This is a genomic window from Streptomyces griseorubiginosus, from assembly GCF_036345115.1.
GTDB lineage: Bacteria > Actinomycetota > Actinomycetes > Streptomycetales > Streptomycetaceae > Streptomyces > Streptomyces griseorubiginosus_C.
In genome coordinates this window covers 8170165-8193005 of sequence record NZ_CP107766.1, presented here as the reverse complement: position 1 = coordinate 8193005, position 22841 = coordinate 8170165, and the positions used below count along the sequence as shown (strand labels likewise).

The 22841-nt window shown below is 72.3% G+C and carries 22 protein-coding genes and 1 pseudogene; 17 read left to right on the top strand and 6 right to left on the bottom strand.

The window, feature by feature from the left end:
* Positions 1-16: 16 nt before the first annotated feature.
* The 8 genes from OHN19_RS37050 (at position 17) to mug (ending at position 7130) form a co-directional block, all read left to right on the top strand.
* Positions 17-946, top strand: coding sequence for an LLM class F420-dependent oxidoreductase (locus tag OHN19_RS37050; protein ID WP_330268370.1), 930 nt, complete (start codon positions 17-19; stop codon positions 944-946).
* 56 nt (positions 947-1002) lie between these two features.
* Positions 1003-1428 (top strand): GNAT family N-acetyltransferase, encoded by a 426-nt coding sequence (locus OHN19_RS37045; RefSeq protein ID WP_330268369.1) that lies wholly within the window; start codon positions 1003-1005, stop codon positions 1426-1428.
* 49 nt (positions 1429-1477) lie between these two features.
* Positions 1478-2872 carry a hemolysin family protein gene (locus OHN19_RS37040; protein ID WP_330268368.1) on the top strand — a complete coding sequence of 465 codons (1395 nt, stop codon included), beginning with the start codon at positions 1478-1480 and terminating at the stop codon, positions 2870-2872.
* Positions 2869-3882 (top strand): hemolysin family protein, encoded by a 1014-nt coding sequence (locus tag OHN19_RS37035; RefSeq protein WP_330268367.1) that lies wholly within the window; start codon positions 2869-2871, stop codon positions 3880-3882. The genes OHN19_RS37040 and OHN19_RS37035 overlap by 4 nt, the downstream gene beginning before the upstream one ends.
* A gap of 68 nt (positions 3883-3950) precedes the next feature.
* Positions 3951-4724, top strand: a complete 774-nt coding sequence (locus OHN19_RS37030; protein ID WP_330268366.1) for an SGNH/GDSL hydrolase family protein — start codon at positions 3951-3953, stop codon at positions 4722-4724.
* 6 nt (positions 4725-4730) lie between these two features.
* Positions 4731-5072, top strand: coding sequence for a DUF4326 domain-containing protein (locus tag OHN19_RS37025; protein WP_330268365.1), 342 nt, complete (start codon positions 4731-4733; stop codon positions 5070-5072).
* 59 nt (positions 5073-5131) lie between these two features.
* Positions 5132-6568 carry an adenylosuccinate lyase gene (purB, locus tag OHN19_RS37020; RefSeq protein WP_330268364.1) on the top strand — a complete coding sequence of 479 codons (1437 nt, stop codon included), beginning with the start codon at positions 5132-5134 and terminating at the stop codon, positions 6566-6568.
* Positions 6569-6581: 13 nt separating this feature from the next.
* The gene (gene mug / locus OHN19_RS37015; protein ID WP_330268363.1) at positions 6582-7130 is read left to right on the top strand and encodes a G/U mismatch-specific DNA glycosylase; all 549 of its coding nucleotides are present in this window, start codon (positions 6582-6584) and stop codon (positions 7128-7130) included.
* 4 nt (positions 7131-7134) lie between these two features.
* Here mug and OHN19_RS37010 read toward each other — a convergent pair whose 3' ends face one another.
* Genes OHN19_RS37010 through OHN19_RS37000 form a run of 3 tightly spaced genes read right to left on the bottom strand, consistent with a single transcriptional unit; the run spans position 7135 to position 9302 of the window.
* On the bottom strand, positions 7135-7581 hold the full coding sequence (locus tag OHN19_RS37010) for a hypothetical protein (protein ID WP_330268362.1): 447 nt from the start codon (positions 7579-7581) through the stop codon (positions 7135-7137).
* Between the two features lie 58 nt (positions 7582-7639).
* Entirely contained in the window at positions 7640-8380 is a 741-nt protein-coding gene (locus tag OHN19_RS37005) for an ABC transporter permease (RefSeq protein ID WP_330268361.1), read from the bottom strand.
* 1 nt (position 8381) lies between these two features.
* Positions 8382-9302 carry an ABC transporter ATP-binding protein gene (locus OHN19_RS37000; protein WP_330268360.1) on the bottom strand — a complete coding sequence of 307 codons (921 nt, stop codon included), beginning with the start codon at positions 9300-9302 and terminating at the stop codon, positions 8382-8384.
* Between the two features lie 108 nt (positions 9303-9410).
* Here OHN19_RS37000 and OHN19_RS36995 point away from each other — a divergent pair, with 108 nt between their 5' ends.
* From OHN19_RS36995 to OHN19_RS36985, 3 genes are all read left to right on the top strand, one after another.
* Complete coding sequence (locus OHN19_RS36995; RefSeq protein ID WP_330268359.1) at positions 9411-10580, top strand: sensor histidine kinase; 1170 nt, start codon at positions 9411-9413, stop codon at positions 10578-10580.
* Positions 10581-10594: 14 nt separating this feature from the next.
* The gene (locus OHN19_RS36990; protein ID WP_330268358.1) at positions 10595-11257 is read left to right on the top strand and encodes a response regulator transcription factor; all 663 of its coding nucleotides are present in this window, start codon (positions 10595-10597) and stop codon (positions 11255-11257) included.
* A 158-nt stretch (positions 11258-11415) separates the two neighbouring features.
* Positions 11416-12573 (top strand): ROK family transcriptional regulator, encoded by a 1158-nt coding sequence (locus OHN19_RS36985; RefSeq protein WP_330268357.1) that lies wholly within the window; start codon positions 11416-11418, stop codon positions 12571-12573.
* A gap of 60 nt (positions 12574-12633) precedes the next feature.
* On the opposite strand, the gene OHN19_RS36980 is transcribed toward OHN19_RS36985, so the two are convergent.
* Together OHN19_RS36980 and OHN19_RS36975 are read right to left on the bottom strand one after the other, a co-directional pair.
* On the bottom strand, positions 12634-13395 hold the full coding sequence (locus OHN19_RS36980; protein ID WP_330268356.1) for a GntR family transcriptional regulator: 762 nt from the start codon (positions 13393-13395) through the stop codon (positions 12634-12636).
* Between the two features lie 239 nt (positions 13396-13634).
* On the bottom strand, positions 13635-14519 hold the full coding sequence (locus tag OHN19_RS36975; protein ID WP_330268355.1) for an RNA polymerase sigma-70 factor: 885 nt from the start codon (positions 14517-14519) through the stop codon (positions 13635-13637).
* 154 nt (positions 14520-14673) lie between these two features.
* Here OHN19_RS36975 and OHN19_RS36970 point away from each other — a divergent pair, with 154 nt between their 5' ends.
* The 4 genes and pseudogenes from OHN19_RS36970 (at position 14674) to OHN19_RS36955 (ending at position 19351) form a co-directional block, all read left to right on the top strand.
* Positions 14674-15504 carry an alpha/beta fold hydrolase gene (locus tag OHN19_RS36970; protein WP_330268354.1) on the top strand — a complete coding sequence of 277 codons (831 nt, stop codon included), beginning with the start codon at positions 14674-14676 and terminating at the stop codon, positions 15502-15504.
* 273 nt (positions 15505-15777) lie between these two features.
* Positions 15778-17364: an alkaline phosphatase D family protein gene (locus OHN19_RS36965; RefSeq protein WP_330268353.1), complete on the top strand. Its 1587-nt coding sequence runs from the start codon at positions 15778-15780 to the stop codon at positions 17362-17364.
* 127 nt (positions 17365-17491) lie between these two features.
* Positions 17492-17763, top strand: a pseudogene (locus tag OHN19_RS36960) (hypothetical protein); the annotation flags it as partial.
* 187 nt (positions 17764-17950) lie between these two features.
* Complete coding sequence (locus tag OHN19_RS36955) at positions 17951-19351, top strand: GNAT family N-acetyltransferase (RefSeq protein WP_330268352.1); 1401 nt, start codon at positions 17951-17953, stop codon at positions 19349-19351.
* On the opposite strand, the gene OHN19_RS36950 is transcribed toward OHN19_RS36955, so the two are convergent.
* Positions 19348-20508: a trans-sulfuration enzyme family protein gene (locus OHN19_RS36950; protein WP_330268351.1), complete on the bottom strand. Its 1161-nt coding sequence runs from the start codon at positions 20506-20508 to the stop codon at positions 19348-19350. The two genes, OHN19_RS36955 and OHN19_RS36950, sit on opposite strands and share 4 nt — an antisense overlap.
* A 60-nt stretch (positions 20509-20568) precedes the next feature.
* Here OHN19_RS36950 and OHN19_RS36945 point away from each other — a divergent pair, with 60 nt between their 5' ends.
* On the top strand, positions 20569-21063 hold the full coding sequence (locus OHN19_RS36945) for an Lrp/AsnC family transcriptional regulator (RefSeq protein WP_330268350.1): 495 nt from the start codon (positions 20569-20571) through the stop codon (positions 21061-21063).
* 33 nt (positions 21064-21096) lie between these two features.
* Entirely contained in the window at positions 21097-22788 is a 1692-nt protein-coding gene (locus tag OHN19_RS36940) for a DUF885 domain-containing protein (RefSeq protein WP_330268349.1), read from the top strand.
* Positions 22789-22841: the final 53 nt, after the last annotated feature.

Genomic DNA, 22841 nt, shown 5'->3' with positions numbered 1-22841 from the left:
CAGCTGAGGAGAGTTCATGCCCCCCACCGTTCAGCCCCTCGGGTCGCGTGCCGCCCGGTCCCGCCCCTTCCGCTTCGCCGTCAACCTGACCGCCGCCGCCACCGACGAGGCCTGGCGCTCCAAGTGCCGACGGGCCGAGGAACTCGGCTACGACGTGATCCTGGTCCCGGACCACCTAGGGAAGGTGGCGCCCTTCCCGGCGCTGGTCGCGGCGGCGGAGGTCACCGAGCGGCCGCGCCTGGGCACCTTCGTCCTCAACGCGGGCTTCTGGAACCCGGCGTTGCTCGCCCGTGAGGTGGCCACGGTGGACGCCCTCACCGGTGGCCGCCTCGAACTCGGCCTGGGCACGGGCTATGTGCAGTCCGAGCACGACCGGGCGGGCCTGCCCTTCGGCTCGCCCGGCGAGCGGGTCGACCATCTCCGGCACCTCGTCGAGGAGTTGGAGCGGCTGCTGTCGGCCGAGGACCATGTGCCGCGGCCGGTGCAGCGGCCCCGGGTGCCGTTGCTGATCGGCGGGATCGGCAACCGGATGCTGCGACTGTCCGCCGAGCACGCCGACATCGCGGCCTTCACCGGGGCGACCCTGGTGCCGGGGAACACGACCGGCAAGCTGATCCCGACCACCGCCGAGCAGCTCGACGAACGGGTCGCGACGTATGCGGAACTGGCCGCGGGCCGCAAGGAACCGGCCGAGTTGAACCTGCTCATCCAGACGGTGGTCGTCACCGACGACCGCGAGGCGGTGGCCACCCCGTTCCTGCACCGGGTGCCGGACCTGACCCTCCAGCAGGCCCTGGAGCTGCCCATCATGCTCATCGGCACGGTCGAACAGATCGTCGCCCAGGTCCTGGCCCAGCGCGAGCGGTACGGCTTCACCTATCTGACGGTCCTGGAGGCGTCCATGGAGGCCTTCGCGCCGGTGATGGCGGAGGTGCGGGGGCGGTAGCCGTCCGGATGGTGGAAACCCGGGTGCCGGCCGGTCCCGCGTGATGGGATCGACGTATGACCGACCTGCGGATACGGGCCGCGACGCCCGACGACCTCGACACCGTGCTGGCGTTCTGGAAGCAGGCCGCCGAGGGCACGAGCATCAGCGACGACCGGGACGGCGTGGAGCGGCTGGTGTCCCGCGACCCCGAGGCACTGATCCTCGCCGAGCTCGACGGCGAACTGGTCGGCACGGTGATCGCCGGCTTCGACGGCTGGCGGTGCCACCTGTACCGGCTCGCGGTGCACCCCGGGCGCCGGCGGCGCGGCATCGGGTCGGCGCTGCTCACCGCCGCGGAGGAACGCTTCGTACGGCTCGGCGGGCGCCGCGGGGACGCGATGGTGCTGGTGCGCAACGAAACGGCACAGCACGCTTGGCGCGCCGCGGGGTATGCGCCCGAGGAAAAGTGGCGGCGCTGGGTGAAGCCTTTCGCCGGCTAGGACGGGCGATCCTGGGGACCCTGTCCGATCATGGGACGGAGGTGACCCGATGACCGAAGTGCTCCTCCTGCTGGTGGCGATCCTGCTCTCGCTGGCCTGCGGTGCCTTCGTGGCCGCGGAGTTCTCGCTGACCACGGTTGAGCGCGGAGAGCTGGAAGGCGCGGTGGAGCGCGGCGAGCGGGGTGCGTCCGGTGCCCTGAAGGCCGTACGGAATCTGACGTTCCAGCTGTCCGGGGCGCAGCTCGGGATCACCGTCACCAACCTGGTCGTCGGCATGCTCGCCGAGCCGTCGATCGCGGCGCTGATCGCCGGGCCGCTGGAGTCGCTCGGGATCTCGGAGTCCACGTCGAGGTCGCTGGCCCTGGTGCTGGGCACCGCGCTGTCCACCGTCTTCCTGATGGTGGTCGGCGAGCTGGTGCCGAAGAACTGGGCGATCTCCTCCCCGCTGGCGGTGGCCAAACGGGTGGGCACCGCGCAGAGCTGGTTCAGCGCGGCCTTCCGCCCCTTCATCACGCATCTCAACAACACCGCCAACCGGGTCGTACGGCTCTTCGGCCTGGAGCCCGCCGAGGAGCTGGCCTCGGCGCGCGGGCCGCAGGAGCTGGCCGCGCTCGCCCGGCACTCCGCACGCGAGGGCGCGCTGGAGGCGGACACCGCCGAGCTGTTCGTGCGCACGCTGAACCTCGCCGACCTGACGGCGGAGAACGTGATGACCCCGCGCGTGCAGGTGGTCGCCCTCGACGTCCAGGCGACCTGCGAGGACGTGGCGAACGTGACGCGCGCGACCGGGCTGTCCCGGTTCCCCGTGTACCGCGGCAGCCTCGACTCGGTGGTGGGCATCGCGCACATCAAGGACGTCCTCGCGGTGCCGGCCGAGCGGCGGCCCCGTGCCTCCGTCGCCGAGCTGCTGCGGGAGCCGCTGCTGGTGCCCGAGTCGCTCACCGTGGACCGGCTGCTGGACCGGCTGTCCGGCAAGCGCACGATGGCGGTCGTCATCGACGAGTACGGCGGGACCGCGGGCGTGGCCACGCTGGAGGACATCGTGGAGGAGGTCGTCGGCGAGGTGCGGGACGAGCACGATCCGCACGAGACACCCGACCTCGCGCCCGCCGGTACCGACGACGAGGGCAGGGGGCTGTTCCACGCGGACGGCTCGGCCCGGACGGACCAGCTCGCGCGCGTGGGGCTGCGGCCGCCCGAGGGACCGTACGAGACGCTGGCCGGGCTGATCGCGACCGAGCTCGGGCGGATCCCGGCGGTCGGTGACTCGGTCGAGGTCGTCGGCTGGCGACTGGACGTGGTGGACGCGCAGGGGCGGCGGGCCGCACGGGTGCTGCTGCACGCACCGCCGGCCGACGTGTCCGGGGAGTCCGAAGAGGGCCGGGAGCCCGGCGAGAGCCGGGAAGCCGGAAAGGGCCGGGAGTCCGGGGAGGGGGCCGAATGACCGTCGTCCAGTTGTTGATCGGTCTGGCGACCCTCGTCGTCAACGCCTTCTTCGTGGGCGCCGAGTTCGCGCTGATCTCGGTGCGGCGCAGCCAGATCGAGACGTACGCCGAGCAGGGCGACCGGCGGGCGAAGAGCGTGCTGTGGGGTCTTGAGCACGTCTCCGCGCTGATGGCGGCCGCGCAGCTCGGCATCACCCTGTGCACGCTGGTCCTGGGCGTCGTCGCCGAGCCGGCGATCGCGCATCTGCTGGAGCCGGTGTTCCACGCGGTCGGCGTTCCGAAGGGCGCGGGGCACGCGGTGTCCTTCGTGATCGCGCTGACGCTGGCGACCTATCTGCACATGCTGCTCGGCGAGATGGTCCCGAAGAACATCGCGCTCGCCGAGCCGGTGCGCAGCGCCCTGTTGCTGGGCCCGCCGCTGGTCGCGCTGGCGCGGGGACTGCGCCCGGTGATCTTCGCGGTGAACGCCTTCGCCAACGCCCTGCTGAAGCTGCTGCGCGTGGAGACCAGGAACGAGGTCGCGGCGACCTTCTCGGACGCCGAGCTGGCCCGGATCGTCCGGGACTCCGGCGAGGCGGGGCTGATCGACGAACGGGCGCGGGAGCGGCTGCACGACGCGCTGGAACTGGGGCGGCGACCGGTGCGGGACGTGGTGATGCCGCTGGAACGGGTCGTCTACGCGCGCGTGGGCGTCACCCCGGAGCAGCTGGAGGCGCTGTCGGCCGAGTCCGGGTTCTCGCGGTTCCCGGTGGTGGACGAGGGCCGGCGCATCGTCGGCTATCTGCACGTCAAGGACGCGTTGGACGCCATGCCGCGGGACCTGCGGTTCCCGGTGCGCGACATGCGCCCGATCGCCCGGATCCGGGAGAGCACGCCGCTGGACGACGTCCTGACGGCGATGCGGCGCAGCCGGACGCACCTGGCAGCGGTGCTGGGCGCGGACGGCCGGCTGGCGGGCCTGGTGACGATGGAGGACGTGCTGCGGGAGCTGTTCGGCCGACAGGTGTGAGGGGCGGGTCGGGATCGCCGAGGGCGACCGACCGTCGGGTATGTGCACGGGATACCATTTCTTCCGCCATGCAGACGAATCCCAGTTACTCCAGCCTGGTCGCCGTCGGCGACTCCTTCACCGAGGGCATGTCGGACCTGCTCCCGGACGGTTCCTACCGGGGCTGGGCCGACCTCCTCGCCGGCCGGATGGCGGCCGTGACGCCCGGTTTCCGCTACGCCAACCTCGCGGTGCGCGGCAAGCTGATCCAGCAGATCGTCGACGAGCAGGTCGACGTGGCCGCGGCGATGCAGGCGGACGTGATCACGCTGGTGGGCGGGCTCAACGACACCCTGCGGCCCAAGTGCGACATGGTCCGGGTGCGCGATCTGCTGACGGAGGCCGTGGAGCGTCTCGCGCCGTCCTGCAAGCAGCTCGTCCTGATGCGCAGCCCTGGCCGCCAGGGCCCGGTCCTGGAGCGTTTCCGGCCGCGCATGGAGGAGCTGTTCGGGGTCGTCGACGAGCTGGCGTCCCGGCACGGGGCCGTGGTCGTCGACCTGTACGGCGCGGCGTCGCTCTCCGACCCCCGGATGTGGGACGTGGACCGGCTGCACCTGACGGCCGAGGGCCACGTCCGGGTCGCGGAGGCCGTGTGGCAGACCCTCGGCTACGACCCCGAGGACACGGAGTGGCGTACCCCGCTGCCGGCCACGGTGCCGCCGAAGTGGCTGGCCCGCCGGATCGCGGACGTCCGCTTCACCCGGCAGCACCTCCTGCCCTGGATCGGCCGGCGCCTGACGGGCCGCTCCTCGGGCGACGGCCTGCCGCCGAAGCGCCCCGACCTGCTGCCCTACGAGCGGTAGGACACCGTGCACACGCGCGTGGTCAACGTCCGGGGCCGGCTCCACGAGTACGGCCCCCGGCTGGAACACGCGCCCGCCGACCTCGTCTACGTCGGCCGCCGCTGGACGATGGGCGGCTGGGACCTGCCGAGGCACCCCCTCTACAACCCGTTCGCCTACGACACCGCCACGCGCCGTCGGGACGGCACGCGGGCCGAGGTGATGGCGAAGTACCGGGCGTATCTGCTGGAGCGGCCGGATCTGCTCGCTCTGCTGCCCGGGCTGCGCGGCAGGGCGCTGGCCTGCTGGTGCGCGCCCGAACCGTGCCATGCCGATGTCCTGGCGGAGCTCGCGGACCGGCTCTCGTAGCTTCCGACGAACGGGGCCCCGGCGCTGGCCTGCACGAATCGCCAGTAGAATCTGCACACGTGACTTCCGCCAAGCCCCGCATCCCGAACGTTCTCGCCGGCCGCTACGCCTCCGCCGAGCTCGCCACGCTCTGGTCGCCCGAGCAGAAGGTGAAGCTGGAGCGTCAGCTCTGGCTCGCCGTGCTGCGGGCCCAGAAGGACCTCGGGATCGAGGTGCCGGAGCAGGCGCTCGCGGACTACGAGCGGGTCCTGGACACCGTCGACCTGGCCTCGATCGCCGAGCGCGAGAAGGTCACGCGGCACGACGTGAAGGCGCGGATCGAGGAGTTCAACGACCTCGCCGGTCACGAGCAGGTCCACAAGGGCATGACCTCCCGTGACCTCACGGAGAACGTCGAGCAGCTCCAGATCCGGCTCTCCCTTGAGTTGATCCGCGACCGCAGCGTGGCCGTCCTGGCCCGCCTCGGCAAGCTGGCGGGCGAGTACGGCGAGCTGGTCATGGCCGGCCGCTCGCACAACGTGGCCGCGCAGGCCACCACCCTCGGCAAGCGCTTCGCGACGGCGGCCGACGAGCTGCTCGTGGCGTACGGCCGGGTCGAGGAACTCCTCGCCCGTTACCCGCTGCGCGGTATCAAGGGCCCGGTCGGCACCGCGCAGGACATGCTGGACCTGCTGGGCGGGGACGCCTCGAAGCTGGCCGAGCTGGAGGACCGGATCGCGGGCCACCTGGGCTTCTCGCAGGCCTTCACCTCGGTCGGCCAGGTCTACCCGCGCTCGCTGGACTACGAGGTCGTCACCGCGCTGGTGCAGCTGGCGGCGGCCCCGTCCTCGCTCGCCAAGACGATCCGGCTGATGGCCGGGCACGAGCTGGTCACCGAGGGCTTCAAGCCGGGCCAGGTCGGCTCCTCCGCGATGCCGCACAAGATGAACACGCGGTCCTGCGAGCGCGTCAACGGCCTCATGGTCATCCTGCGCGGCTACGCCTCGATGACCGGCGAGCTGGCGGGCGACCAGTGGAACGAGGGCGACGTGTCCTGCTCGGTGGTGCGCCGGGTCGCGCTGCCGGACGCGTTCTTCGCGCTCGACGGCCTCCTGGAGACCTTCCTCACCGTGCTCGACGAGTTCGGCGCCTTCCCGGCCGTCGTGGCCCGCGAGCTGGACCGCTACCTGCCGTTCCTCGCCACCACCAAGGTGCTGATGGGCGCGGTGCGCGCGGGCGTCGGCCGTGAGGTCGCGCACGAGGCGATCAAGGAGAACGCGGTCGCCTCCGCGCTCGCGATGCGCGAGCAGGGTGCCGAGCGCAACGAGCTCCTCGACAAGCTGGCCGCCGACGAGCGCATCCCGCTCGACCGGGCCCAGCTCGACGAGCTGATGGCCGACAAGCTGTCCTTCACGGGTGCCGCGGCCGACCAGGTCGCCGTCGTGGTCGGCCGGATCGAGGAGATCGTCAAGCAGCACCCGGCGGCCGCGGGGTACACGCCGGGGGCGATCCTCTGACACGCTCCTCGTCATGACGCGCTTCACCTCCGAGGAGTTGGAGGCCGCCCGCGACCGGCTCGTGCCGGACGTCGTCGCGGACGGCCTCCGCGTTCTGTTCTGCGGCATCAACCCCGGGCTGATGACGGCGGCCACGGGCCATCACTTCGCCCGTCCCGGAAACCGGTTCTGGCCGGTGCTGCATCTGTCCGGGTTCACGCCGCGTCTCCTGAAGCCGTCGGAGCAGGGGGAGTTGCTGTCGTACGGGCTCGGGATCACCAATGTGGTGGCCAGGGCGTCCGCGCGGGCCGACGAGCTGAGCGCGGAGGAGTACCGCGAGGGTGGGCGTCTGCTGGCGGCGAAGGTGGCCCGGCTCAAGCCGCGTTGGCTGGCCGTGGTGGGGGTGACGGCGTATCGCGCGGCCTTCGACGACCGCAAGGCACAGGTGGGGCCGCAGGAGCGGACCATCGGGGACACGCGTGTGTGGGTGCTGCCGAATCCGAGCGGGCTCAATGCGCACTGGACGGCGGCGACGATGGCGGAGGAGTTCGCCCGGCTGCGGGTGACGGCGGAGGACGCCTAGCCGGTCAGACCGGGTCGATGTCGGAGGCCACCGCGAGGACGTGGATCTCGTCGGACGCGTCACGGTAGGCCACTCCGAGGGCGATCCAGCGGTCCGAGCCGGGAGGCTGCCACAGGTTCAGATCGTCCGTCAGGATGCTCGTCAGGCGCCACGGCTCGGGTATCTCCTCGCCGCGTTCGAGACGCGTCGTCAGCGTGCACATCCCCCAGGGCTCGTGCTGTCGGCCCCAGCGGTCGTCCAACTCCTGGGCTATACGGCTCTTGAGGGCGTAGAAGTCCCCCACGGCCGCCATGCGCGGCGCCGCGTCGCCGTCCCGCAGACCATGGCTCACCTCTAACGACTCGACGCGGTAACCGGGTCCCGACCGGTAGGCGCCCGACTCGCCGTCCGCCGCGGTCAGATCGCGGACGCACAGCGAGTCGATCGCGACGCGGTACTTCGCACTGTCCATGTGATCCAGTAAAGCGCTCGCCACTGACAATTGGCGGGGCGTCAGGGGACTCGTGGGGTCAGGCGTCCCTGCGGCGTATGCTCCAGGCCCCCGCGGCGACGGCCGCCGCCGCCCACAGGGCAGTCACCCCGAGTCCGGTCCACGGCCCGAGGGTGCCGTCGGGGCTCTCGTACAGCACGCTCTGGCCCGCCCGGTCGGGCAGGAAGTCCACTGCGGTCCCGGCCGCGTCCCCGATCACGAACGACACGACGAGGATGAACGGGATGATGAGGGAGAGCGCGCCCGCACCACTGCGCAACAGGGCCGTGATCCCCGCCGCGAACAGCGCCATCAGCGTGAGGTAGAGGGCACAGCCGACCACACCGCGTACCTGCTCGCCCGGGGAGAGACCGCTCGCCGCGTCGCCGAGTCCGGCCCGGGCCACGAGGAGCGCGGCGAACGCGGTGACCAGTCCGACGACCAGGGTCGGCACGGCGATCGCCACCAGCTTCGCCGCGAACCAGCGCCCGCGCCGCGGCACCGCGGCCAGTGTCAGCCGGAGCCCACCCCCGTGGAACTCCGAGGACACCGCCATGGCGCCGAAGGAGATGGCCGCGATCTGGCCCGGCGCGATCCCGGACAGCGCCATGAACAGCGGGTCGAACTCGGGGTCGGAGGTCTCGGAGACCCCGGCGATCGCGGAGAACGCGGTGGTCGCGGCGAACAGGGCGAGCAGCGCGCCGAGGAGCGAGCGGAGGGTACGGATCTTCAGCCACTCGGAGTGGAGGACGGGCGCGAAGGGGGTGGACGGGGACGGCATGTCAGGCCTCCTGCGGCTGTGCGGTGAACTCTGTCTCGGTGGACGTGAGATCCAGGTAGGCGTCCTCCAAGGTGCCTTCCTGCGCGGCCAGTTCGAGGATCGGTACGCGCGCCGCGGAGACGATGGCGCCGATCTCCTCCACGCGTGCGTGCTGCACGCTCCAGTGCCCGTCCTCGTGCCGGACGGCGTCATGGCCGTGCCGGGCCAGGGCCTCCGTGAGCGCGGTGGGGTCGGTCGTGCGGATCCGCACGCTCGGCTGCACACGCGCGTGGATGAAGCTCCGCATCGGGGTGTCGGCGAGGAGGCGGCCCCGGCCGAGGACGACGAGGTGGTCGGCGAAGGACGCGGTCTCGTTCATGAGGTGGCTGGAGACCAGGACCGTGCGTCCCTCGCCGGCCAGCCGGCGCAGCAACTCGCGGATCCAGATGATGCCTTCGGGGTCGAGTCCGTTCGAGGGCTCGTCGAGCATGACCACCGGAGGGTCGCCGAGCAGCGCGACGGCGATGCCGAGCCGTTGCCTCATCCCCAGGGAGTACGTCCGCACCCGGCGCCGGGCGGCCGACGCCAGCCCCGTCGCCTCCAGCACCTCGTCGACCCGGTGGCCGGGGATGCGGTTGCTCGTCGCCAGCGTGCGCAGGTGGTCGCGGCCGGTGCGGGAGCCGTGCGCGGCCTGGGCGTCGAGCAGCGCGCCCACGTGGCGCAGGGGTTCGGCGAGGGCGGTGTACGGGCGTCCACCGATCGTCGCCGTGCCGGAGGTGGGCCGGTCGAGGCCCAGGACGAGCCGCATGGTGGTGGACTTCCCGGCGCCGTTGGGGCCGAGGAAGCCGGTGACCCGGCCTGGGAGGACCCGGAAGGTGAGGTCGTCCACGGCACGTCGGCGGCCGAACTCCTTGGTGAGGGACTGGACTTCGATGCTGGTCATGGCAGCAGCCTGGCCGGTGCGGCAGGGCGGGGGCCTCCCCCGCGCGGGGAGATCTTCTCCCCCGTGCGGGGGAGGGCTGCTGTCAGTGGCGGCTGGCACGATGGCCGAATGGTCCGCTTGCTGCGCCCGTTCGGTCGGGCGGTGACGTACACACGGTGGCTGCATCTGTTCATCGCCACCGTGTGGCCGGCCATGTGGATGTTCGTCGAGGAGGCGTGGTGGACCTGGCTGGTGGCGGCCGCGACGCTCGCGCCCGTCGGGCTGGTGCCGGCGATGCGCACCGTGGAGGGGTTGCAAGCCAGGCTTTTGCTGACGGGACATCGGCACGACAGTGAGAGCCTCGCCATCGTCGTCGCCCCGTCCGCTTCCTGGGGCGACCGGGGCCGGCTCGTGGTGTGGCTGGAGACGCGGCTGCTGCTCGGCTACGCGACGGCGTTCCTCTCCGTCCAGCTGCTGACCAGCACCGTGGACCTGGTGGCGTCGGCGTTCGGCCGGGACGTGGACGAAGGCGTGCTCGTCGTGCTCGACGGCCACCAGTGGTGGCACATCCTTTTCGCGCCGCTCTCCCTGGCCGCGCTGGCGGCGACCGTCCTCGGCGCGGGCCGTCTCGTCACCGCGCTCGCACTGCGGCTACTGGGCCCCTCCCCCGCCGACCGCCTCGCCGCCCTGGAGGAACGCACCGAGCAACTCCTGGAGCGCACCCGCATCGCGCGCGAGCTGCACGATTCGATAGGGCACGCCCTGACCGTCGCCGTGGTCCAGGCCGGAGCGGCCCGCGCGGCGGACGACCCCGCCTTCACGGAGCGCGCGCTGAGCGCCATCGAGGAGACGGGCCGGGCCGCGCTGGAGGACCTGGAGCGGGTGCTGGGCGTCCTGCGCGAGTCCGGGCGGCCGGTGAGCGGCCGGCCGACGCTGACGGAGTCGGACCGCCTGCTGGAGTCGGCCCGCGCGTCCGGCGCGAAGGTGGACGCCGAGGTCACCGGGCCGCTGGACACCGTGCCGGGCCCGGTCTCGCGCGAGGGCTATCGCATCCTCCAGGAGTCGCTCACCAATGTGCTGCGGCACGCCGGTGCCGTCCCGGTCCGGGTCCGCATCGAGGTCACGCACGAGACACTCGCCCTCGAAATCCGCAATCCCCTGACGGCCGACGTTCCCGGCCCCGGCCGGGGTAGCGGCCTGCGGGGCATACGTGAGCGCGCGGCCCTGCTCGGCGGCCGCGCGCACACCGGCCCCGACCAGGGCGACTGGCAGGTGCATGTCGAGCTGCCGCTGCGCTGATCTAGGCTGACCGGATGCCGGTCACCGTTCTCCTCGTCGACGACGAACCCCTCGTACGCGCCGGTCTGCGGGCCGTGCTGGAGGCACAGCCCGACATCGAGGTGGTCGGTGAGGCGGCCGACGGGGCGGCGGTGATCCCTCTCGTACGGCGGCTGCGGCCCGACGTGGTCGCCATGGACGTACGGATGCCGCTGCTGGACGGGATCGAGGCCACGCGCGCGGTGCTGCGGACCGTCGAGGAGCCGCCGAAGATCCTGGTGGTGACGACGTTCGAGAACGACGAGTACGTGTACGAGGCGCTGCGGGCCGGCGCCGACGGGTTCCTGCTGAAGCGGGCCCGGCCGGCCGAGATCGTGCACGCGGTGCGGCTGGTCGCCGAGGGCGAGTCGTTGCTGTTCCCGGCGTCCGTACGGCAGCTCGCCGCCCGGTACCGGGACGACGGCGGCAACCGGGCGGCCCGCGCGGCGATGGAGCGGGCCCGGTTGACCGACCGGGAGGCGGAGGTGCTGCGGCTGATGGCGCGCGGCCTGTCCAACGCGGAGATCGCCGAGCGGATGATCGTCGGCACGGAGACCGTGAAGTCGCACGTGAGCGGGGTGCTGGCGAAGCTGGGGGCGCGCGATCGCACGCAGGCCGTGATCGCGGCGTACGAATCGGGGTTCGTGGCACCGGGCTGAACACAGGTCGAGAGGGGCCATGACCTCAGGGGCCGCGCAGCGCCGCGCGAGCGGTCAGGACGTCGCCCCGGACGAAAAACGGCCGAGCGCCCGGCGCAACCCGGCCGAGCGGCCTGTACGATCCGCCCCAACACGCGCACGAGCTGGGAGGACGGACGTTGGGGCGGCTGACCGGCGGGGATCCCTCGCTGCTGCGGAGGATCAATTCCGCGGTGGTGCTGCACGCGCTGCGTGCCACGGACTGCGCGACGCTGACCGAGATCACCCGGGTGACGGGCCTGTCCCGGCCGACGGTCGAGGGAGTCGTCGAGGGGCTCATCGAGGGCGGCCTGGTGGTCGAGAAGGCGGCGGACGAGAGCGTCGCCCGGCGCCAGGGGCGGCCCGCGCGGCGGTTCCGGTTCCGGGCCGAGGCGGGCCATCTGCTGGGCCTCGACATCGGGCCGCACCGGGTGGCCGCGCTCCTGTCCGACCTCGACGGCCGGGTGCTCGGCGCGGTGGCCAAGGACGTCGACGAGACGGCGTCCGCCGACGAACGCCTGGAGCGGCTGCGCACCGCGGTCGCCGAGCTGCTGCGCCGGGCCGGGGTCGCGCGCGACTCGCTGTGGGCCGTGGGGGTCGCCTCGCCGGGCATCGTGGAGGCGGACGGCACGATACGGCTGTGCGCCGCGCTGCCGGAGTGGACGGGCCTGCGCCTCGGGGAACGGCTCAGCCGCTCCTTCAAGTGCCCGGTGCTCGTCGAGAACGACGCCAACGCGGCCACCGTCGCCGAGCACTGGAAGGGCGCCGCCACCGAGTCCGACGACGTGGTGTTCGTGCTGGCCGGACTGAGCCCGGGCGCGGGCTCGCTGATCGGCGGGCGGCTGCACCGGGGGTACGGCGGGGCGGCCGGCGAGATCGGCGCGCTGCATCTGCTGGGCCGCGAGGTCACCCCGGAGACCCTGCTGTCCACCACGGATGAGCCCCTGCACCCGCTCGACGAACAGGCGGTCGCGGAAGTCTTCGCACAGGCCCGTGAGGGTGACCAGCGGGCCCGGGCGGCCGTGGACCGCTTCATCCAGCGGCTCGTCCACGACGTGGCCGCGCTCGTCCTGGCCGTCGACCCGGAACTCGTCGTGGTCGGCGGCTGGGCCGCCGGTCTGGACGGCGTACTGGAGCCGCTGCGGCGCGAGTTGGCCCGCTACTGCCTGCGCCCGCCGAAGGTGACGCTGTCGCTCCTCGGGGAGGCCGCCGTGGCGACCGGCGCGCTGCGGCTCGCCCTCGACCATGTGGAGGAGCAGCTGTTCGCGGTGGAGGGCACGGTGACCGCGCGGCGCTGAGTGCGTCCGGACGTCATGCGGCGGTGCCCCGGACGCGGGTCCGGGGCACCGCCGTACAGCTCAGGAGGCCTGGCGTTCCGGTCCCTCGTGGATCTCCACGGCTCCGGAGTCGCCGAAGGTCAGCCGGCAGGTGTCGGCGCGGTAGGTGGCCACCGAGACGGCGGCGGTGCGGCCCCCGGCCAGGTAGCGGGTGGTGACGACGAGCACCGGGGCGCCGGGCAGGCGGTCCAGTTCCTTGGCGTCGTCCGCGCGGGCCGAGCCGAGCTCGACGGCGTTCTCCCGGCTGTCCAGTTCCAGCCGCTGGAGTTCGCGCAGCACGGCACGCGCGCGTGCGGCGCCCGACGGCGCGTCTATGGCGGAGAGTTCCGGCACGGAGGCCTCGGGGATGTAGAGCAGTTCGGCGGCGACGGGCTGGCCGTGGGTCACCCGGGAGCGGCGCACGATGTGCACCGGCTGCTCGCGGCCGGTCTCCAGGGCGTCGGCGACGGCGGCGGGCGGCACCGCCTCGGCGCAGTCGACGGTCTGCCAGTCGTCACCGGCGGCCCCGGGCCACGCCTGCTGCTCGGTGCCGACGGCCACGCCCACGCGCGGCGGCGCCACGGTCGTCCCGACACCGCGGCGGCGCTGCAGCCTGCCCTCCAGCTCCAGTTGCTCCAGGGCCTGCCGGAGCGTGGCGCGGGCGACGCCGAAGCGGGCGGCGAGGTCGCGCTCGTTGGGCAGGATCTCGCCCACGGAGAATTCGGAGTCCAGTGCCTCACTGAGCACGGTCTTGAGGTGCCAGTACTTCGGTTCCGGCACCGATTCGAGCTGCGTGGTCCCCACCCTTGCCTCCGCAATCGCCGTGGTCCGGCGGCGTTTTAGCGCCCTTGTTTATTAAAGGTTGTTGCACTTCTCTGCGACCATAGGGCGGCCCCCACCCTTGGTCAAGACCAATCCTCGATCCTCGGACCAACTCCCGTGCACGGCGCCGTGAACGTTCACGCGCCGTTCGCGAGGAAGCGTGTCCGTGACGGCACGGCAAAGCCCCCGTCATGAACGGGGGCCTCGTCGTGTACGGACCGTCAGATGTCCATCAGGGAGTGCAGCTTGTCGGGGTTGCGGATGATGTAGACGGACTGGATACGACCGTCGACGATCTCGAGCTGGAACACCGAGTCGGGCTTGCCGCCGGACAGGGCGATCGCGGCCGGTCCGCCGTTGAGTTCCAGGAAGCGCCAGGTGAGGTCCTGGACGCCCTTCTCGGCGACGCCGACGATGAAGCGGCCCACGTGGTCGGCGGACTCCAGCACCCGCAGCGGCGCCTTGGTCTTGCCGCCGCTGTCCCCGACGAGCCGTACGTCCGGCGCCAGCAGCGACATCAGTGCCTCCAGGTCGCCGCCGCCCGCGGCGACGAGGAAACGCTCCGTCAGATCCCGGCGCTTGACCGGGTCGACCTCGTAGCGGGGCCGTCGCTCGTCGACGTGCTTGCGGGCCCGCCCGGCGAGCTGGCGTACGGCGGGCTCGCCGCGGTCGAGCATGGCGGCGATCTCGGCGTAGGGGTAGCCGAAGGCCTCGCGCAGGACGAACACCGCCCGCTCCAGCGGTGACAGCGACTCCATCACGACGAGGACGGCGAGGGAGACCGAGTCCGCGAGGACGGCCTGCTCGGCGGTGTCGGGCACGGTGTCCCCGAAATCGGTGACATAGGGCTCGGGCAGCCACGGGCCGACGTAGGTCTCCCCGCGCGCCTTGACCTGCCGCAGCCGGTCGATCGCCAGGCGCGTGGTGACGCGGACCAGGTAGGCGCGCGGTTCGCGCACCTCGCTGCGGTCCGCCGCCGACCAGCGCAGCCAGGCTTCCTGCACCACGTCCTCGGCGTCGGTGACGCGTCCGAGCATGCGGTAGGCGACGCCCAGGAGGACGGGACGGTGTTCTTCGAAGACATCGGTTCCGGTGTCAATGGCCACGGGTTCATCCCAACCCACCCGCAGGTCGGTGTCCAGGCGATATCGAAGCGGCACCGGAAGGGTCTACCCGCGAGTAGCAATTGCTGACAAGCTGTCTACGGCCTGACCGCCGTGCGTTCCCGCCCAGCCCGTGAGTCGCCGTCAAGGAGCCTTCATGTCCACCACCGTCTCCTTCAAAGTCCCCTCACCCGGGGGGCCGCAGCCCGTGACCGTCTCCTACGCGCGCGTGGGCCGCGGTGAGCCGCTGCTCCTGCTGCACGGCATAGGTCATCACCGGCAGGCCTGGGACCCGGTGGTGGACATCCTCGCGACGGAGCGCGACGTGATCTCCGTGGACCTGCCCGGCTTCGGCGCCTCGCCGGGACTGCCGGAGGGACTCGCGTACGACCTGGCCACGACGACGAAGGTGTTCGGGGCGTTCTGCGAGGCACTGGAACTGGACCGTCCCCATGTGGCGGGAAACTCCCTGGGCGGTCTGCTGGCCCTGGAGCTGGGCCGCGAGAAGCTCGTACGGTCCGTCACCGCCCTGTCCCCCGCGGGGTTCTGGTCGCAGGCCGAACGGCGGTACGCGTTCGGCGTACTGCTCGCGATGCGGCACATCGCCCGGCGGCTGCCCCTGCCGCTGGTCGAGCGGCTGTCGCGCACCGCGGCCGGCCGCACGATGCTGACCAGCACGATCTACGCCCGTCCCGGCCTGCGCGCTCCCGAGGCCGTGGTGGCCGAGACGCTGGCCCTCGCGCTGGCCACCGGCTTCGACGAGACGCTGCGGGCCGGTACCGCCGTCCAGTTCACCGAGGACGTCCCCGGACTGCCGGTGACCGTGGCCTGGGGCACCAGGGACATGCTGCTCGTGCGCCGCCAGGGTGTGCGGGCCAAGCGGATCATCCCTAAGGCCCGTCTCGTACGGCTGCCCGGGTGCGGCCACTGCCCGATGAACGACGACCCGGCCCTGGTGGCGCGCGTCATCCTGGACGGCAGCCGCTGAGCACTCTCCGGGAGGACGTGCGTCCGACGGGCGGGACCGGGCGGCGATCAACCGCGCCGTACCTCTGAACATCGGACGCGGGACCGGGCGGCGATCAACCGCGCCGTACTTCTGGACATCGACGCGGGCCCGGCCGTGAGCGACCGCGCTTTTCGCACACGGGTTCCCTTGTTCCCGCGGTCGGTTGTTCACTTCCGGTTTCCGTACGCGCTGCGGCGCCCCAGTAGTTGTGGCAGCGCACACTGTCCGGATCCCGTCCCTGGAGGCGCCTCCATGTCACACCGTCCGCTCCCCGGACGCCGCAGCGTTCTGCGCGGCTCCCTCGCCGCGTCGGCGGCCCTCACCCTGCCCGCGGCGGCCGGAGCCGCCCCGGCCTTCGCGCTCTCCGGGCGCCCAGGGGCGGGCTGGGGCGTGCAGACGGGAGACGTGACCTCCGACTCCGGTCTGGTGTGGGTGCGTTCCGACCGCCCGGCCCGGATGATCGTGGAGACGTCGGCGACCGAGTCGTTCCGCAACCCGCGCCGGTGGCACGGCCCGCTGCTCGGCCCGGACACCGACTTCACCGGTACGACCCGGCTGCACGGGCTGCCGTCGGGCGAGCAGATCCACTACCGGGTGCTGCTGGCCGACCCGGACGACCCCCGCCGCACCGGAGAGCCCGTCGCGGGCACCTTCCGCACGGTGTCCGGCAAGCGCAGGGACGGCGTGCGGTTCCTGTGGTCCGGCGACCTCGCGGGCCAGGGCTGGGGCATCAACCCCGACTTCGGCGGCTACACGATCTACCGGGCGATGGCGGGGCTCGACCCCGACTTCTTCCTGTGCAGCGGCGACAACATCTACGCCGACGGCCCCATCACGGCGACGGCCGCGCTGCCCGACGGCGGCACCTGGCGGAACATCACCACCGAGGAGAAGTCCAAGGTCGCCGAGACGCTGGCCGAGTTCCGCGGCAACTTCCGCTACAACCTGCTCGACCACCATCTCAGGGCGTTCAACGCCCAGGTCCCGTCGATCATCCAGTGGGACGACCACGAGGTCCGCAACAACTGGTACCCGGGCCAGACGATCATCGACTCCGACACGCGCTACACGGAGAAGCGTGTCGACGTGCTGGCGGGCCGGGCCCGGCGCGCGTTCAGCGAGTACTTCCCCATCTCCACGCTCCGCCCGGGCGCGCGGGACGGCCGGGTCCACCGGGTGCTGCGGCAGGGCCCGCTGCTCGACGTGTTCGTGCTGGACATGCGGACGTACCGCAACGCCAACTCGCCCGACGACCAGACCGTGGACCCGCAGGGCATCCTCGGCCGGGAACAGCTGGAGTGGCTCAAGCGCGAGCTGGCGTGCTCGCGGGCGGTGTGGAAGGTGATCGCCTCCGACATGCCGCTCGGCCTGGTCGTGCCCGACGCCACGGAGGGCAAGCCGAACATCGAGGCGGTGGCCCAGGGCGACCCGGGGGCGCCGCTCGGGCGTGAGCTCCAGATCGCCGAACTGCTGCGGTACATCAAGCACCGTCGCATCACGGGCACGGTGTGGCTGACCGCGGACGTCCACCACACCTCGGCGCAGCACTACCAGCCCTCGCGAGCCGCGTTCACCGACTTCGAGCCGTTCTGGGAGTTCGTCTCGGGGCCGCTGAACGCGGGCGCCTTCCCGGCGAGCGCGCTCGACAACACCTTCGGACCGGAGCGGGTGTTCGTGAAGGCGCCGACCGCCTCGAACGTTTCCCCCGCCGGCGGCTACCAGTTCTTCGGCGAGGTCGACATCGACGGCCACAGCGGCGAGCTGACGGTACGCCTGCGCGAGGCGGACGGCACCGTGCTGTTCACCCAGGTCCTCCAGCCGGGCCGGGTGGGCCAGTAACTCCCGTACCCTCGACGGCGGGTCGCGCATCGGCGTCATCCCCCGGTGCGCGGCCTGCGAACTCCCCGTCGAGGACGGCGCCTTCGCATTGGGGCCGATTGTCAGTGGTCGCCTCTACGGTTTTTCCATGACGCGATCTTTGCAGGCCGTGGCCTACCGCCGACCCTCCGCGCGGGAGTCCGCGGCGGGCGGACAGCGCCTGGGACCGGAGACCTCCCGGGGCGCGACGCCCGTCGGCACCGTGGACCATCCGCGCTTCTTCGCGGGCTTCCTGACCTCCCCCCAAGTGGCCTCGGTGGCGCTGCTCGCGGTCGTGAGGCGCTGTCCAGGATCGGCGCCGACGATCCCCTCCATCTGCGGGTCGGTCCCGAGGAGCTGGCGGTCACCACGCTGGACGGCTGCGCGACCCCCTGAACAGGGAGGCGGCTGCATGACGTAGTTCGGGGTACCGGAGTCCGTCAGGACTCAACCGGCACCGAAACGTTGAAAAGGGGACGAAAGTGCGGAATCACACTTTACCGATCAGTCACAATGCGTTCGTGATCACGCAACACCGTTCCTCCACAGTGGCTGCATGACTCGAGACATGTCTGATGTGACCCGTGCGAAACACGGTCGCCCCGTCCACCACTGGCGGCGCGACGTGATCGAACTCGCGGCCCTGTTCACGGCCGTCGCGGTGGCGGACACCGTGGCGAACCTGATCGGGCACGGCCCGGACGGTACGGCGCTGCTGGTGATCTCGGCGGTCGCTCTGGTCGCCACGGCGGGGTTCCACTTGTGGTGGTCACGCCGCCACGGCCACGCGCCCCCGACGAGCGATACCGGCGCCCGGCCACTGCCCGAGGGGGACCTGGCCGGGCCCTCCGAGCAGCCGGCACCGGGCACGGACACCGTGGCCACGGAGACCACGCTGTGGCGGATGCGGACGACGGTGAAGGACGAACCGGGTTCACTGGCCGCCCTGTGCACGGCCCTGGCCGGACACCGGGTGGACATCCTCAGCCTCCAGACCCATCCGCTGGCCGAGGGCACGGTCGACGAGTTCCTGCTGCGGGCCCCCGGCTCGCTGGAGGGGGCCGAGATCACCCGGGCCGTCGCCCGGGCCGGTGGTGGCGACACCTGGATCGAGCGGGCCGACACCCATGACCTGGTGGACGCCCCGACCCGGGTGCTCGGCCTGGCCACCCGCACCGCGCTGGACGCGGCGGAACTCCCGCTGGCCCTGCGGCAGTTGCTGGGCCGCTGCACCATCCGGTCGCTGCCCGCCGCACCGGTGGGAGGCGGACGCGGCCCGGAGGGCGTGCCCGTGGAGGGAGTCCTCGAGGACACGGTGATGCGGCTGCGGGCGCCGGAAGGCGGAGTGATCACCGTGGAGCGGCCGTATCTGCCGTTCACGCCGACCGAGTTCGCCCGGGCCCGCGCCCTGGTCGAGCTGGACGCCCGGCTCGGGCCGCGGATCCCGCACAGCCAGGACGTGCTGACGCTGCCCGAGGGCCACGACATCACCGTGCGGCGGGCCGACACAAGTGATCTCGAGGCCGCGCGGGAGATGCACGAGCGGTGCTCCGCGCGGACGTTGAGCATGCGGTACCACGGACCCGTCGGTGACGCCGACCGGTATCTCAACCACCTGCTCAGTCCGCGCTACGGCCGCACCCTCGCCGTACAGACCGCCTCGGGGCGGATCGTGGGGCTCGGGCACCTGCTGTGGGACGGGGACGAGACGGAGGTCGCGCTGCTCGTCGAGGACGCGTGGCAGCGGCGCGGTATCGGCGCCGAGCTGTTGGAGCGGCTGGTCGCCATGGCGGCCGAGGCCGGGTGCGAGAGCGTGTACGCGGTGACGCAGTCGTCCAACACGGGCATGGTGGCCGCGATGCGAGGTCTCGAGCTGCCCCTCGACTACCAGATCGAGGAAGGCACCTTGGTGATCACCGCGCGACTCGCCGCCGTGGAGCCGCGCGTCAACAGCAGCCCGCGCCCCTAGAGGACGCCGTCCAGTGCCGTGGTCAGATCCGTCCACAGGTCGTCCACGTCCTCCAGCCCCACCGACAGCCGGAGCAGCCGGTCGCTGACCCCTGCGCCTCGGCGGTCGTCCGCGTCCACGATGCGGTGGCTGATCGAGGCCGGGTGCTGGATGAGGGTGTCCACGCTGCCGAGACTCACCGCCGGGGTGATCAGGCGGACTCCCGCGATCACCTCGTGCGGGTCGCCGGCGACCTCGAAAGCGATCATGGCGCCGCCGATGCGCGGGTAGTGGACCCGGGTGACGCGGGGGTCGGCCGTGAGGCGCCGGGCGAGTTCGGCGGCGCTCGCGGCGGCCGCCCGCACCCGGACGGGGAGGGTGGCGAGGCCTCGCAGCAGGAGGTAGCCGGCCAGCGGGTGCAGGACCGCTCCCGTGGCGAAACGGATCTGCCGGAGCCGGCCCGCGAACTCCTCGTCGCAGGCCACCACGCCCGCCATCACGTCTCCGTGGCCGCCGAGGTACTTGGTGGCGCTGTGCAGGATCAGCCGGGCGCCGTGTTCCGCGGGGCGCTGGAGCACGGGAGTGGCGAAGGTGTTGTCGGCGAGTAGGGGCACGGAGCCGCAGGAGTGGGCCAGGGCCCGCAGGTCGATCTCGGCCAGGGTGGGGTTGGCCGGGGACTCCACCAGGACCAGGCCGGTGTCCGGGCGCAGCGCGTCGGCCACTCCCGCCGGATCGGTCCAGGTGACCTCCGTGCCGAGGAGCCCGGCGGTGAGCAGGTGGTCGCTGCACCCGTACAGCGGGCGAACGGCGACGACGTGGCGCAGGCCCAGGGAGGCCCGTACGAGAAGGACCGCGGTGAGCGCGGCCATGCCGCTGGCGAAGGCGACCGCGGCCTCGGTGCCCTCCAGTCGGGCCAGCGCGGTCTCGAAGCGGGCGACGGTCGGGTTGCCGAGCCGGCCGTAGACGGGCGGTCCGTCCGGTTCGGCGCCGGTGGTGGCGAAGGCGTCGATGCGGTTCGCCTCGTCGCGGCTGTCGTAGGACGGGTAGGTCGTCGACAGGTCGATGGGCGGGGCGTGCAGTCCCTGCCGGGCGAGATCGTCGCGGCCGGCGTGGACGGCCTCGGTGGCCAGTGCTCTGAGCGGCGTACGGGACGCGGTGGGTGTGCGCGCTGAGTCCATGGCCGCAAGAGTGAACACTGACCGGTGTTCTTGGGTGGAACCCCGTGCTACGTTCGGCGGATGGCCGAATCCGTCGTACTGGATCCGGTGGACCTGCATCTGTTGCGGTTGCTCCAGAACGACGCACGGACCACCTACCGCGACCTCGCCGCGCAGGTCGGCGTCGCCCCGTCGACCTGTCTGGACCGGGTGACCCGGCTGCGCCGCTCGGGCGTGATCCTGGGCCATCAGCTGCGGCTGGATCCGGCGAAGCTCGGCCGGGGCCTCGAAGCGCTGCTGTCGGTGCAGGTCAGGCCGCATCGGCGGGAGCTGGTGGGGCCGTTCGTGGAGCGGATCCGGGCGCTGCCGGAGTCACGGACCGTGTTCCATCTGACCGGTCCTGACGACTACCTGGTGCATGTGGCCGTCGCGGACATGACGGACCTCCAGCGGCTGGTGCTCGACGAGTTCACGGCACACCGTGAGGTGGCCCGGGTGGAGACACGGCTGATCTTCCAGCAGTGGGACTGCGGGCCGCTCCTTCCGCCTGCCACGCCGACAGCGGAATCGGGGTGACTCCCGCGCGGTCCGCGTATGAGGATGGACCGCATGTCTGAGACCCAGATCCCGCTGCCCCGTCAGGTCGCCGACGCCTACGTCGACGAGCTCATCGCCCTCGATCCGGTCACCGGTACCTATCTCGGTGTGAAGGAGAGTTCGAGCAAGCTTCCCGATACCTCACCGGCGGGCCAGGAGGCCCTCGCGGAGCTTGCGCGGGCCACCCTCGCCAAGCTCGACGAGGCCGAGCGGCAGCCCGGCGCCGACACTGACATCGAGCGCCGGTGCGGCCGGCTCCTGCGGGAGCGGCTGACCGCCGAACTCGCCGTGCACGAGGCCGAGGAGGGGCTGCGCTCGGTCGGCAACATGGCCACGGCCGCGCACTCGATCCGCGAGGTCTTCACCGTCACCCCGACGGAGACGGAGGAGGACTGGGCGGCGATCGCCGAGCGGCTGCGGGCGGTGCCGGCCGCGTACGCCGGTTACCGCGAGTCCCTCGCGCTCGGCCTGGAGCGCAAGCTGCACGCCGCCCCCCGTCCGACCGCCACGTTCGTCGAGCAGCTCACCGAGTGGGCGGACACCGACGGCAACGGCCGGGGCTGGTTCGAGGACTTCGCGGCGGCCGGCCCCGACGCGCTGCGCACCGAGCTGGACGAGGCCGCCCGCGCCGCGACCGCCTCCGTGGCGGAGCTGCGCGACTGGATGCGGGACGTGTACGCGCCGACGATCGCGGGCGCCCCGAACACGGTGGGCCGCGAGCGGTACGCCCGCTGGGCCCGCTACTTCAACGGCACCGACCTCGACCTGGACGAGGCGTACGCGTACGGCTGGTCCGAGTACCACCGGCTGCTCGGCGAGATGAAGCAGGAGGCCGAGAAGATCCTGCCCGGCGCCGCGACGCCGTGGGCGGCGCTCGCCCACCTCGACGAGCACGGCAAGCACATCGACGGCGTCGACGAGGTCCGCGACTGGCTCCAGGGCCTGATGGACCAGGCGATCGACTCGCTCGACGGCACCCATTTCGAACTCGCCGAGCGGGTGCGGAGGGTGGAGTCGTGCATCGCCCCGCCCGGTAGTGCGGCGGCGCCCTACTACACGCCTCCGTCGGAGGACTTCTCGCGTCCCGGCCGCACCTGGCTGCCGACGATGGGCCAGACCCGTTTCCCGGTCTACGACCTCGTCTCGACGTGGTACCACGAGGGTGTCCCCGGCCATCACCTCCAGCTCGCGCAGTGGGCCCATGTCGCGGAGAACCTGTCCCGCTACCAGGCGGCGGTGGGCGGGGTCAGCGCCAATGCCGAGGGCTGGGCGCTGTACGCGGAGCGGCTGATGGACGAACTGGGCTTCCTCACGGATCCGGAGCAGCGGCTCGGCTATCTCGACGCGCAGATGATGCGGGCCACCCGGGTCATCGTCGACATCGGCATGCACCTGGAGCTGGAGATCCCGGCCGACTCCCCCTTCCACCCGGGCGAGCGCTGGACTCCCGAGCTGGCACAGGAGTTCTTCGGCGCGCACAGCAGCCGTCCGGCGGACTTCGTGGAGAGCGAGCTGACCCGCTACCTCACGATCCCCGGCCAGGCCATCGGCTACAAGCTCGGCGAGCGGGCCTGGCTGCTCGGCCGGGAGAAGGCGCGGCAGCGGCACGGCGAGGCCTTCGACCTCAAGGCCTGGCACATGGCGGCGCTGTCGCAGGGCTCGCTCGGCCTGGACGACCTGGTCGACGAGCTGGCGCGGCTCTGACGCACCTCGCGGGGCGCTCCCGGAGTCGGTGACCCGGGGTGCGCCCCGTCAGC

What these genes read in the sequence shown, in the direction of transcription:
- OHN19_RS37050 (WP_330268370.1), top strand. Translation starts at nt 17, where the DNA reads ATGCCCCCCACCGTTCAGCCCCTCGGGTCGCGTGCCGCCCGGTCCCGC.
- OHN19_RS37045 (WP_330268369.1), top strand. Translation starts at nt 1,003, where the DNA reads ATGACCGACCTGCGGATACGGGCCGCGACGCCCGACGACCTCGACACC.
- OHN19_RS37040 (WP_330268368.1), top strand. Translation starts at nt 1,478, where the DNA reads ATGACCGAAGTGCTCCTCCTGCTGGTGGCGATCCTGCTCTCGCTGGCC.
- OHN19_RS37035 (WP_330268367.1), top strand. Translation starts at nt 2,869, where the DNA reads ATGACCGTCGTCCAGTTGTTGATCGGTCTGGCGACCCTCGTCGTCAAC.
- OHN19_RS37030 (WP_330268366.1), top strand. Translation starts at nt 3,951, where the DNA reads ATGCAGACGAATCCCAGTTACTCCAGCCTGGTCGCCGTCGGCGACTCC.
- mug (WP_330268363.1), top strand. Translation starts at nt 6,582, where the DNA reads ATGACGCGCTTCACCTCCGAGGAGTTGGAGGCCGCCCGCGACCGGCTC.
- OHN19_RS37010 (WP_330268362.1), bottom strand. Translation starts at nt 7,581, where the DNA reads ATGGACAGTGCGAAGTACCGCGTCGCGATCGACTCGCTGTGCGTCCGC.
- OHN19_RS37005 (WP_330268361.1), bottom strand. Translation starts at nt 8,380, where the DNA reads ATGCCGTCCCCGTCCACCCCCTTCGCGCCCGTCCTCCACTCCGAGTGG.
- OHN19_RS37000 (WP_330268360.1), bottom strand. Translation starts at nt 9,302, where the DNA reads ATGACCAGCATCGAAGTCCAGTCCCTCACCAAGGAGTTCGGCCGCCGA.
- OHN19_RS36995 (WP_330268359.1), top strand. Translation starts at nt 9,411, where the DNA reads ATGGTCCGCTTGCTGCGCCCGTTCGGTCGGGCGGTGACGTACACACGG.
- OHN19_RS36990 (WP_330268358.1), top strand. Translation starts at nt 10,595, where the DNA reads ATGCCGGTCACCGTTCTCCTCGTCGACGACGAACCCCTCGTACGCGCC.
- OHN19_RS36970 (WP_330268354.1), top strand. Translation starts at nt 14,674, where the DNA reads ATGTCCACCACCGTCTCCTTCAAAGTCCCCTCACCCGGGGGGCCGCAG.
- OHN19_RS36965 (WP_330268353.1), top strand. Translation starts at nt 15,778, where the DNA reads ATGTCACACCGTCCGCTCCCCGGACGCCGCAGCGTTCTGCGCGGCTCC.
- OHN19_RS36955 (WP_330268352.1), top strand. Translation starts at nt 17,951, where the DNA reads ATGTCTGATGTGACCCGTGCGAAACACGGTCGCCCCGTCCACCACTGG.
- OHN19_RS36950 (WP_330268351.1), bottom strand. Translation starts at nt 20,508, where the DNA reads ATGGACTCAGCGCGCACACCCACCGCGTCCCGTACGCCGCTCAGAGCA.
- OHN19_RS36945 (WP_330268350.1), top strand. Translation starts at nt 20,569, where the DNA reads ATGGCCGAATCCGTCGTACTGGATCCGGTGGACCTGCATCTGTTGCGG.
- OHN19_RS36940 (WP_330268349.1), top strand. Translation starts at nt 21,097, where the DNA reads ATGTCTGAGACCCAGATCCCGCTGCCCCGTCAGGTCGCCGACGCCTAC.